The organism is Nocardiopsis sp. TSRI0078, assembly GCF_001905145.1.
Classification (GTDB): Bacteria; Actinomycetota; Actinomycetes; order Streptosporangiales; family Streptosporangiaceae; genus Nocardiopsis.
In genome coordinates, this window is the sequence record NZ_LWLB01000012.1 from 405,231 (window position 1) to 416,630 (window position 11,400).

6 protein-coding genes are annotated in these 11,400 nt (G+C 73.6%); 4 read left to right on the plus strand and 2 right to left on the minus strand.

Annotated elements, in window-relative coordinates; translation table 11 throughout:
* Positions 1 to 152: 152 nt before the first annotated feature.
* Positions 153 to 740 (minus strand): Imm21 family immunity protein, encoded by a 588-nt coding sequence (locus A6A08_RS12090; RefSeq protein ID WP_073702650.1) that lies wholly within the window; start codon positions 738 to 740, stop codon positions 153 to 155.
* A 220-nt stretch (positions 741 to 960) separates the two neighbouring features.
* Here A6A08_RS12090 and A6A08_RS12095 point away from each other — a divergent pair, with 220 nt between their 5' ends.
* Positions 961 to 4,173 (plus strand): NB-ARC domain-containing protein, encoded by a 3,213-nt coding sequence (locus tag A6A08_RS12095; protein WP_242422382.1) that lies wholly within the window; start codon positions 961 to 963, stop codon positions 4,171 to 4,173.
* A 573-nt stretch (positions 4,174 to 4,746) separates the two neighbouring features.
* Positions 4,747 to 5,868: a DNA alkylation repair protein gene (locus A6A08_RS12100; RefSeq protein WP_073702651.1), complete on the plus strand. Its 1,122-nt coding sequence runs from the start codon at positions 4,747 to 4,749 to the stop codon at positions 5,866 to 5,868.
* A gap of 355 nt (positions 5,869 to 6,223) precedes the next feature.
* Here A6A08_RS12100 and A6A08_RS12105 read toward each other — a convergent pair whose 3' ends face one another.
* Positions 6,224 to 7,228, minus strand: coding sequence for a hypothetical protein (locus A6A08_RS12105; RefSeq protein ID WP_242422390.1), 1,005 nt, complete (start codon positions 7,226 to 7,228; stop codon positions 6,224 to 6,226).
* A gap of 378 nt (positions 7,229 to 7,606) precedes the next feature.
* Here A6A08_RS12105 and A6A08_RS12110 point away from each other — a divergent pair, with 378 nt between their 5' ends.
* Together A6A08_RS12110 and A6A08_RS12115 are read left to right on the plus strand one after the other, a co-directional pair.
* Positions 7,607 to 9,634 carry an acyltransferase family protein gene (locus A6A08_RS12110; protein WP_083609077.1) on the plus strand — a complete coding sequence of 676 codons (2,028 nt, stop codon included), beginning with the start codon at positions 7,607 to 7,609 and terminating at the stop codon, positions 9,632 to 9,634.
* A 191-nt stretch (positions 9,635 to 9,825) separates the two neighbouring features.
* On the plus strand, positions 9,826 to 10,743 hold the full coding sequence (locus A6A08_RS12115; protein ID WP_083609078.1) for a hypothetical protein: 918 nt from the start codon (positions 9,826 to 9,828) through the stop codon (positions 10,741 to 10,743).
* The last annotated feature ends 657 nt before the right edge of the window (positions 10,744 to 11,400 follow it).

Consider the following 11,400-nt stretch of genomic DNA (forward strand, 5'->3'; position numbering starts at 1 on the left):
ATCGGACGCTGCCAGCGACCCGTTTCAGCAATCTGCGTGTCCACGGCACCGATCCTGTTCGGCGTGTGTCCGGGGCCGTGAGGCGCGGGTCCGTCCCTGAGGGGCGGCCCGGCCAGTGGCCTCCCGACGTCTGCGGGGCGCGCTACGGCCGCTCAGGTATCGGTGGGCAGGAGCCGCACCAGGCCGACCCAGGTGTGCTCGTCCGCCCAGGCCTGGAGGGCACCGACCCTCCACCGCCCGGAGGGCAGTGGGACGGGCGCCTGTTCGGGCAGCCCGCCGCCGGCGTACGCGACGGCCAGCTCGACTCCCGGCGTGGTGGCGTCCATGAGCACGGCGGGGCCGTCCGTCACCCAGACCCCGCACTCCTCCCACTCCGTGGCAGGATCCGCCAGGACCGCCGCGGCCGCGGACCCCAGGCGGGCCTCGGAGTCGGCGGCGAGCCAGCGCAGGAAGACCCGGTGCTCGGGCAGGTAGCAACTCCTGCTGGGCATGTCCCCCAGGACCAGTGCCTGTGCGCCGCCCCCTCCCACTGGGACCAGCCCGGCCAGGCCTTCCACCTCACAGGCCCGGTCGTAGTCGTCCGGGGCGCCTGAGTCCCCGATGATCATCCCCTCGTCCGTGCAGCCGCCCCACTCGGCCAGCGCGGAGGAGGGGACGGCCAGCAGCGGGCCGCCGAACGAACTCACCCAGGCTGGAGGGGTGCGGGATGTGTCGGCTTCGGTGGACGAAGATGCGCTCATGCCGCCAGTGTCCCCGCGGCCACCGACAACGTCCTTCCGGGAGTGGCCTGCTTCCCGCGGACACACGACGCCGGGTGCACCCCGGATGTCCGGTCGGCCACGAAGGGGTGAACGCGCGGGGGAAGGCCCGTACCCGTCTGGACACGGACCCGATACCGGCACGAGTATCGGTTTCCTACCGGGCGGAGAGCACACAAAGCCCGCCATACATGGATATCCGGTGTCTCCGGAAAGGGTCGGGATGGGCGTGGACGGCGTGGACGAGGTCTCCCGGGCCGGGAACGGCTCCATGGCCCCTCGCGGGTGGCGCCCGCGCCGGGTCGGCCTCGCCGTGGGCCTCGCGGTCCTGGGCGCGGGAGCGGTGCTCCAGGGGGTCCCCGACCTGTTCCCGGACCACGAGGGCATGCTCGTCCTGGTGCTCAGCGCGCTCGGCGGCGGGCTGGTCGCCGTCGCGGGGTGGCTGCTGGAGAACCCCGACCGCGTCTCCTCCCGGGCCGAGGCTCCCGCGCTGCGCCGGCGGCTACCCCCGCCCGTCGGCCACTTCACCGGCCACGCCGACCTCATGGCCGAAATGCTGGACGAGTTCGCCCGGTTTCCGCGCGGGGGTGCGCGCCGCCTGGTCGGCCGACCACTGTGGGGGAAGGGTCGGCGGAGCCCCCGCGGCCCGCTGGCCGTCGCGATCACCGGTGAGGGCGGCACCGGCAAGAGCCAGCTCGTCGCGCAGGTCGTCGACGAGGTGGCCGACCGCTTCCCCGACGGCAAGCTGGAGTTCGAGCTCTACGGCGGAGCGCGGCACGAGCCCGCCGAGGCGCGCCCCTCCCCCGGGCGCGGCTCCGGCGGCACCGGTCCGACCACCCCGGTGCGCCGCGAGCCCCGCAGGCCCGAGGACGTCCTCGCCCAGATGATCACCGAGGTCGGGGGGCGCCCTCCGGAGGAGGCCTCGCTGGACGAGCTGGCCGGGCTGTGGCGGACCGCGACCGAGCAGCGCAGGCTCCTCGTCGTCCTCGACAACGCCAAGGACTACGCCCAGGTGGAACCGCTGCTGCCCGCCGGGGCGGGATGCGCGGTCCTGGTCACCAGCCGCAACGACTTCCCCGACGCGGCACGGCCCATGCTGCGCCGCCACCTGGACCCCCTCTCGCACGAGGAGGGCCTGCGGCTGCTGGGCAGGCTGGTGGAGGACTCGCCCCGGCCCCTGTCGGAGGCCGACCGCGCCGCACTGCCCGGCCTCGTCGAGGCCTGCCACGGGTTCCCCCTGGCGATCTGCCTGGTGAGCACGCAGATCACCCAGGAGCGGGGGCCTGGCGCCGCCGACCTGATGCGCCACATGAACGACCCGGCCCTGCGCCTGACCGTGCCGGGACCGCAGGCCATCGCCCAGTCGTTCGCGTTCAGCCTGCAGCAGTGCGAACCGCGGGAGCGGCTGCTGCTGAGCCGCCTGGCCGGCGCCGGGCTGGCGACCTTCGCCGCGTGGTCGGCCGCCGCCCTGCTGGACATCTCCGAGGACGAGGCCAAGCCGCTGCTCCTGCGGATGAGCCACCGCTACCTGGTGACCTACCTGTACGAGGCGGGAGGCTTCGACCGGTTCCAGCTCCACGACCACGTCCGCGACACCCTGCTGACGGCGGGGCCCCGCGTCCTCGGCGTCCCCGAGGAGGAGCTGCCGGGATGGTCGCGTGAGGAGCTCGAACTCGCGGTGGAGCGACTGCTGCGCGCCTTCGACCGGATCGCGGAGGCGGCCGCGCGCCGGGCGGCACCGCACGAGTGGAGTTTCGGCTCCCCCCTGCCCGGCGCGGACCGGGGGGAGCGGGCCGATCCCGCCGCGTCGAGGGTGCCGACCGACCCCATGGCGTGGCTGGAGTCCGAGCGGCGGGGCTTCGAGGTCTGCTTCCAGTGGACCCTGCCGCGCCGAGGCTCCGAGGACGGCCGTCGGCACGGGTGGACCCCCGGGCAGGAGCCGCGCGGGCAGCGGACCACCGGGTACGGGTGGCGGCTCCGCCGGGCCTTCTCCGTCCTGTGCCGGGCCGGACGCGTCCACTGGGAGGCCATGCGGGAGACCACCCAGCAGGCGACCGCGCTGGCCCTGGAGATGGGCGACCCGTTCGCCTACGGGGTCTCGCTGCTCGACCGGGCCGAGGTGGCCAGCGGCCACGGCGACCACGACACCGGCCACGAGCGCGCCCTGACCGCGCTGTACGTCCTGGAGCAGCTGGACTCGGTGGATCCGCGGTGGAGGGCGCGGGCCCACAGGGTGATCGGGGTGAACCTGTACCGCCGCGGCGACCTGGACGACGGCCGGGCCGAGATCGAGGAGGCCGTGCGGATCTTCTCCGACCGGGGCGACCGCTGGTGGCAGGTGCGGACGCTGTGCAACCTGGCCGAGGTCGACCGCTTCCAGGGCCACCATGAGCGGGCCTACGAGCTGCTCATCCGTGCGCAGGAGCTGCTCGTGGGCTCACAGGACGCTCCCGAGCAGTGGACCAGGGTCCGGTTGCAAAAGGGCGAGGTGCTGCGGCTGCGCGGGTTCACGCTCAACGCCTGGTTCGTACTGGACGACGAGCGCGAGCGGCTCTCGCGAGCCCCGAGCGGTGACTGGTACCACGCCCGCTACCTGCGCTCGCTGGGCCAGCTGCCCACCAAGGAGCTCAACCGGGAGGCCGGGGAGTGCGAACTGCTGCTCAGTCCCGCGCGTGAGCGCGACCGGCGCCGTCTGACCGCGCGGGACCCGGAGTGGCCGGGGAAGCAGGGGGACAGGGTGGCCGCCCTGTTCGTCGACGGGGACCAGGGGTACGCCGAGCGCTGCGCCGAGGCGGGCCCGGCACGCGGGCTGCTGCGCCGGCGCGTGCGGCTGCGCGACACCTGGCAGGTCGCGGACCAGATCGCCCGGCTGCGGGAGGCGGAGCAGGCGTTCCTGCGGATCGGTGACGACTGGGGGCGGTGGCGCACGTGCCTCGTCCTGGGCCAGGCGCGGATGGCCCAGGACCGGGAGCGGGGCAAGGAGGAGATGCTGCGGGCCGCCGAGGGCTTCCGGGAGCTGGGCGACAAGTGGTGGCACGCCCGCGCGCACCGCATGGCGGCGGAGTCGCTGCGGCGGGCCGACCGCCTGCCCGAGGCCGAGGAGCTGGCCAGGGTGGCGGTCGAGGGCTACCGGGGCCTCCAGCACCGCTCCGGTCAGCTGCGGGCGATGACGCTGCTGGCCGCGGTCATGTCCGGCCGCGACCTGCTGGAGGCGTGGCGGACGCTCAACGAGGCCGAGGCGCTCGCGCGGGAGGGCGTCCGGCGCGGGGCGGTGCCGGCGTCGCTGCTCCAGGAGATCCGGGACATGCTGCGCGTCGTCGAGCACGGCTCCGGCTCGACCCTCGGCACCGGTCCGGTCCGGCGGCCGGGGGATCCGGCCGGGAGCGCCGGGTCGCGGACCGGGCACCCGGGATAGACCTCTGGAGTGGACGCCCGGGACAGACGCCCGGGTCCCGCCGCGGCCGGGCACCGGAGGGTGTGCGGACGGGTCGTGAGGCCCCGCACCGCCCGCGGTCATCACGGGACCCGCGCGGTGAACCGTCGTTTCGCGCCCGGCCCCGGACGGGGCCGGAACCGGTCCCGAGGAACGCCTGCCTCTCGACGCGCTCCCCGCCCGTCCGGCCGGCGGGGACCGGCGCTCGACCGGGAGACCGCGGCTTCGGCCCGCTGCCCGCGCACCGACAGGCCTGTCTGCGGTTTCCCGTCACCCGTGGATATGTCCGACGGAGACCAGGTACGAAGGGCCTCGGGAACCGAACTCGACCGGGCCGCGCCGCGCGACGGCACAGGCGATAGCCTGACCCGCGTCCCGGGCCGCCCATTCGAGCGGGAAAGCCTGTGGATCTCCTCTTCACGGAGAGCCGGAGAGGAGGCGGCCCCGTGTTCGCAGGGAACACCGGCAGCCCGTCCAAGCCCAGGGAGACTCCCTCCGGAGCGTCCCCACGCCATCCGCTGCTCGGAGACGTCGACACCCGAGAGGGAAACCACCATGTCCGGCGAATACAGCCTCAAGAAACACTTCACGAGTGAGACCGCCACAATCCTGGGCGAACGCATCCGAGGAGCCCTCCCTGACTTCGACACCGCGGGGTACGCGGCCGAGGTCGACCGCCGCGTCCCCGGCCTGGAGCTCAAGGACCGGGTCCTGGTCCTGGCGGAGGGCCTGCGTTCACGCCTTCCCGAGGACTACGCCAAGGCCCTGGAGGTTCTGGGCGCCACCCTCGGGGACGAACTCCCCGAGGGCCAGGGAATGTTCACGGTGAGCTGGTTCCTCATGCCGGTGGCCCGCTACGTCGAGGAATACGGCTTGGACCACCCTGAGGAGTCCCTCGACTTCCTGGAGGCGGTGACACGCTGCCACACCGCCGAATACGCCATCCGTCCGTTTGTCGCGAGGCACCGGGAAACGACGATGGAACGTGTCAGGCGGTGGGCGCTCGACCCCAGCCGCAATGTCCGGCGGCTGGCCAGTGAGGGAATCCGCCCGAGGCTCCCGTGGGCGAGCAGGCTGCCGTTCTTCGTCGAGGACCCCGCCCCCGTGCTCGACGTCCTCGAACTGCTGCGCAGCGACCCTTCGGACTATGTTCGCAAGTCCGTGGCCAACAACCTGAACGACATCTCCAAAGAGCATCCGGAGATCGCGCTCGCGACCGTTCGGCGCTGGTCCCGGGAGAGCCCGACCCCCGAGACCGCGTGGATCGTCAGGCACGCCCTGCGCACCCTCGTCAAGGCGGGGGACCAGGAGGCCCTGGCCGTGCTCGGGACCACGGGAGGCGAACACGTCAGGGTGCACGGTATGACCGCGCGCCCCGCGGCCCTCCGTCTGGGCGACACGCTCACCCTCCGTTTCGCCGTCGAGAACACCGACACACGTGCACACCGTGTGACCGTGGACTACGTGGTCCACCACGTGCGCAAGAACGGGCGGCTCATCCCCAAGGTCTTCAAGCTCTCCGACCTCGACCTGGCCCCCGGAGAGGTCAGGCACCTGGAGAAGGCGCACACGATCAGGGAGGTCCGGACGCGCAGGTACTACCCGGGCGAGCACCTCGTCGACGTCCAGGTGAACGGGCTGACCATGGCCACCGAGAGATTCGAGCTCCTGCCATGAGCGTCCTCCGCGACCTCGTGCGGTGAGGGAGGACGGCGTCTCCCACCTAGCCCGGGAACAGGCGGCCCCGTCCGGGAGCCGCCGCCGGAAGGAGTCGCGCCGATGGCCCCGCGGCCGGCCTCGGCCGCCAACACCCGCATGGACGGGTTCTCAGCGGCCATGCGGGCACGCGGCATGCCGTGGTACGGCCCCGTCCCGGGGCCTGTGGGAGGTGGGCCCGGGCGGGGCCGTCACCGGTGGAGCCTCCCCGAGGGGTGTGCCCGTCCCGTCCACCGCGCGCGGCGGGAGGGCCCCGGCCCCCGCCTCGGCCGTCGGAACCGGCTCCGTCCTCGGCCGTGCGCGGGACCGGCGAAGGTCAGGGACCGTCCTCGGACGCCTGGGCGCCGCCGGTGCCCGGCAGCGCGTCGTCGCCGTCCAGCTCCGGGTACTCCTCGCGGATGCGCCGCGCCACCTCGGAGAAGCCGCCCCGCTCCAGGATCTCCAGCTGGTCGCGGGCGAACTCCGTGCGGGTGGGCCCGCTCCGGAGGGAGTCGATCAGTCCTCGCAGGATCGCGACCTGCACGTCGCGCTCGGCCGACTCGTGGCCGCCGCCCTCGGCGGGCCACCAGTAGCTCTCATAGCCCTCGACATCGACGTCACTGCCCGGGCCGGGGGGCACGGCGTCGTCCTCCCCGTAGTCCGGCGGGTCGCCGAGGGGGTCGCCCAGCGGGTCGAGCTCCCCGTCCGCCGCCGGGCGCGGAGGCAGGACCGGGCCCGCCGGTCCGACCGTGAACTCCTCCCGCTCCTCCTCGGCGTCGCGGACGGCCTCGCGCAGCTCGCGGTCCTTGCGGAGCCCGGCCATGCGGCTCAGCCGCTCGGCGTCCTCCTCCCGCAGGCGCAGGCCCACCTCCTCCGCCCACACCACGATCCCCGCGCCGGTGACCGCGGTCTCCACCGCGAGCCGGGCGGCGAGCTCGCACTCGGCGACTCCGTGGTCCGAGGGGTCCACGCCGCGGGCCAGTTCCGAGGCCCGGGTGACGACCGCCAGGACGGCGGGAGCGACCGGGTTGCGCAGGCGCAGGTCCACGTGGCCGTCCCACCGCCAGTGCACCACGGCGGAGAACACCAGGTCGTAGTCCTGTACGGCGCTGGGCAGCGCGACCGGGCGCACCCGGGTGCCGTGTGCGGCGTTGGAGCCCGCCGGGACCGGGTCGGGGTCTTCGGATACGCCGGGAGGACCCGGCCTCCCGAGGGCGTCGCCGGTTCCTGTGACCGCGACACCGAAGTGCTGGAGGAGGGCTCCCAGGAGCAGCACGGCCGGGATCCACAGAAGTGTCCAGGGGCCGGCCAGGGGGTAGAGCACGCAAGGGACGACGACCACCGCGGTGATGGCCGCCACGAGGCGCGTCGGGATGGCGGGGGTGACTGTGTGCCTCCTCTCGCGGCGCGGCCGTGCCGGGCCGCGTCCGGGTGGGTACGGTGGCGATCGGCACCGCACGAGGCCGGACGACTCCTTCGGGGGACACCCGACAGTCTGCCCCAGATTCGGAGCGGACGTGTCACGAACGGGACCGCACGCCCGCGGGCGAACAGCCGGCCACGGGAGCGTGTCGTACACGCCCCCGTTGGGCGAACAACCGGCTCCGTACCGCCTCCGGGGTCGCCGCCGGTCCCCGGCACACCACACAATGCGGTCATCCCCCATAACGACCGCTCCGGTCGTGTCCCGTCGCCGAGCCCGTTCCTCGGAGCCAGCCCTATGTTCACAGCACCCGCCCGGACCGGGCGCCGGTTCCGCCCCGAGGTCCAGGGGCTGCGTGCCGTCGCCGTCCTCCTGGTCCTCGTCTACCACCTGACCCCCGCCCTGCTTCCAGGCGGCTACGTCGGCGTCGACGTGTTCTTCGTGATCTCCGGCTTCCTCATCACGTCCTTGCTGTACCGCGAGGCCCGCGAACACGGCCGGGTGTCGATCAGCGGCTTCTACGTGCGCCGGGTGCGGCGGCTGCTTCCCGCCGCGACCACGGTGCTGCTGGCCACCGGCGCCGTCGCGTTCCTCGTCCTGCCCGTGACCCGGCTCGCCGACACCGCCTGGCAACTGGTGGCCTCGGCCGCCTACGTGGAGAACCTGTACCTGGCCCGCCAGGCGGTGGACTACCTGGCCTCGGACACCCCGCCCAGCCCCGTCCAGCACTTCTGGTCGCTGTCGGTGGAGGAGCAGTTCTACCTGGTGTGGCCGCTGCTGTTCGTGGTGTGGGGGCTGGCCCGGCGCCGCTGGCGGGCCGAGACCCGCGCGCTCACCGTGCTCCTGGGCTCGGTGCTGGTGCTGTCCCTGGCCTGCTCGGTGCTGCTGACCCAGCGGGAGGCGGCCTCGGCGTACTTCCTCCCGTTCACCCGTGCCTGGGAGCTCGCCGTGGGCGGCCTGCTCGCGGTGGGGCTGGCACACGGCAGCCTGCCGGAGCGCTGGCGCCCCCTCCTGGGCTGGCTCGGCCTGGCCGCCGTCGCGGTCGCGGCGCTGGCCTACGACGACGGCACGCCCTTCCCCGGCTGGGCGGCGGTTCTGCCGGTGCTGGGCAGCGCGGCGGTGATCGCGGCCGAGCAGTCCTCCGGACGGCTGCCGGCGTCCCGTCTGCTGGCCACCGCCCCGGCGCGGTGGATCGGCGACATGTCGTACTCGCTGTACCTGTGGCACTGGCCGCTGATCGTCTTCGCGCTGGTGCTCACCGGACGTGACCGGCTCGGCCCCCTGGAGGCCGTGGCGGTCGCGGCCCTGTCCGTGCTGCTGGCGTGGGGCACCAGGGTGTGGGTGGAGGACCCGGTGCGCGACCGCGGCCTGATCCGCGGCGGCCGCTCCGCCCTGACCGTGGCCACCGCGGGCGTGGTGACGGTGGCCGCCGTGGGCGGCGCGGTGTACCTGCAGGCCGAACGGGAGGGGTCGGTGTCGTTCGACCCCGCGGTGCACACCGGTCCCGCCGCGCTCGGGCAGGCTCCGGACACGACGCTGATCTATCCCTCCCCCGTCCGTGCCGAGGACGACGTGCCCACGCTGTACGAGGACGACTGCCAGGCCTCGCACTCCGAGACCGACCCCGGCGACCCGTGCGTGTACGGCCCCGAGGACGCCCGCGTGGACGTGGCGGTGGTCGGGGACTCCCACAGCGCCCAGTGGGTTCCGGCGCTGGAGGGGCTGGCAGCCGAGCGCGGCTGGCGGCTGTTCGTCTACACCAAGTCCTCGTGCGCGTTCACCGACACGGTGGTGAAGGGTCCCGACGGCGGCCCCTACACCACCTGCGGCAAGTGGAACCGCGCGGTGGTCGGAGAGCTGGAGGAGCTGCGGCCGGACCTGGTGTTCACCAGCTCGTCCACGGCCAGCGGACCGGCCGAGGAGTCCTCCCCCGAGCAGGAGCGGGCCGAGATGGCCGAGGGCATGAGCCGGCTGTGGGAGGACGTGGCTCGGGTCAGCGGCGAGATCGTCGCGCTGCGCGACACCCCGCGCGCACGCAAGGACGTGGTGGAGTGCGTCGCGGCCCACACCGAGGACCCGTCGCGGTGCGATCGGCCCGTGGAGGAGGCCTTCGACGACGCCGACCCCCAGGAGGACGCGGTCCGCTCCTTCGACGAGGGGGTCCACTGGATCGACCTCAGCGACCGCTTCTGCGTCGACGGCGTGTGCCCGGCGGTGATCGGCAACGTGATGGTCTACCGCGACGCCGGGCACATCACCAGCACCTACATCGAACTGCTCACCGACGACCTGGCCGCGCGGCTGGACGAGTCCGTGCGGCCCTGAGGCGCGCACGCCCGCCCCAGGGGCGGGGAGGGCGGCGGTTAGGCTCGTTCCACCCAGACGCACCGCCGTCCCCCACCCCCTGGAGAGTCCGTGCAACCCCCCGCCGTGCCTGCTCCCCGTCCGTCCCCGCCCTGGCCTCGGGCGCCCTCGTCCTCGCCCTGACGGGCTGTTCCCTGTTCGGGGACGCGTCCGTGCCCGACGGCCCCTCCCCGGAGGAGGCCGCGCCCGCCGGGGAGGCCTCGCCCGCCGAGGAGGCCGCCTCGGGCTTCGTCCGGCCGGAGGAGCCCTACGCGGGCATGGACGCCGAGCTGAGCGAGCGCCTGCACCTGCCGGTGTACGACCACCGGCTCGACGAGTACGAGGGGTACGTCGTCAGCAGGGCGGTGGACACCCTGGTCGTGGAGTGCCTGGCCGACCTCGGCTACGAGGCCTCGGTCAACGCCGACACGCGGATGGACCCCCTGACCATGCGGGGTTTCGGGCCCCAGCGCGAGTACCGCCGGTACGGGAGCACCCGTATCGACATCGCCGAGGAGCACGCGTTCGGGCTGCCCGGCGGCGACGGGGGCGACCCCGCCTACCGGATCGGGGGCGACGCGGACCTGCGTGCCGGGGCGGAGGCGGCGGTCAGCGGTCAGGTAGAGGACGTGCGGACTCCCTCGGGCGAACCGCTGCCCGAGGGCGGCTGCCTCACCTGGGCGCGCCGGCAGATCGAGCCGGGCAGCCCGATGCCCTTCGAGACCGGGGAGGACGGCACCCCCGCCGACGTCCCGTCCTCCCACATGCTCGTGGAGGACCTTCTCGGCGAGTCCTTCCTCGCCGCGATGGAGGACCCCCGTGTCACCGCGGCCGCCGCGGCCTGGCAGGAGTGCATGGCCGAGCGCGTGGACGGATACCACGGCACCCCGACCTCCGGCGAGGGCGCGGCCCCCGAGGCCGCGGTCCCCAGCGTGGAGTGCAAGGACTCCTCCGGCTACCTGGACGCGTTCGTCGGCGCCGAGCGCGACGTCCTGGATGGCCTGGTCGCGGAGCACGAGGAGGCCCTCACCGCGCGCCACGACCGGCTCCGGAAGAACCTGGGTGCCTCGCTGGAGATCCTCGGCTGGTAGGAGCACACACGTCACCGGCGGCCGGGCCGCGCGGCCGGACCCGCGTCCAGGGGCGGAGGTAGAGCCGAAAGCGATGACTCGCCCCCGGGGGTTGAGCACCCGGTACGCCTTCCTGGCCCCGCGCGGGGGTTCGCGGTCGTCCACACCGGAACCCGCTACCGCGGTAGTGGGCACGCACAGAACACCGGCGGCGGAAGGGGCAAAGGAAAGACCACAGGACGCCCGAACGCCCCCTTCCCGTCGCCACGGCATTCTTCCGCTTGTCCGATCAGGGACTGACAAACGCGTTCTTATTTCTCATAACCCCAGTTCAGTGCCTATCGTCTGGTTTTATTCCACATCGGTAAATATGGGACAGACACGCGCAGGGGCAAAAGTCCCGTGTTCTCCCCGTCAACGCACCACTGGTGGGTATGCTCGTCGTGTTCCTGAACGGCTGTACCGCGAAAGCGACAGCGGTGAAAGGCGGAGCGATGCGATTACCACCACGGCGAAAGGCGCCGGCCGGGAGATGACGTAGTCCTCCGGGCCCGCCGCGGGGCCGCCCCGCTGACCGGCGCCGCCTTTCCCGTCTCCTCCGGACACCGCCACCCGCACCCCCACCACCCCCTCACCGGACCGTACGACCACGACCACACGAGGGGAGCGGCACCGCAC

Coding starts and splice junctions, on each gene's coding strand:
- A6A08_RS12090 (WP_073702650.1), bottom strand. CDS start 740: ATGAGCGCATCTTCGTCCACCGAAGCCGACACATCCCGCACCCCTCCA.
- A6A08_RS12100 (WP_073702651.1), top strand. CDS start 4,747: ATGTCCGGCGAATACAGCCTCAAGAAACACTTCACGAGTGAGACCGCC.
- A6A08_RS12110 (WP_083609077.1), top strand. CDS start 7,607: ATGTTCACAGCACCCGCCCGGACCGGGCGCCGGTTCCGCCCCGAGGTC.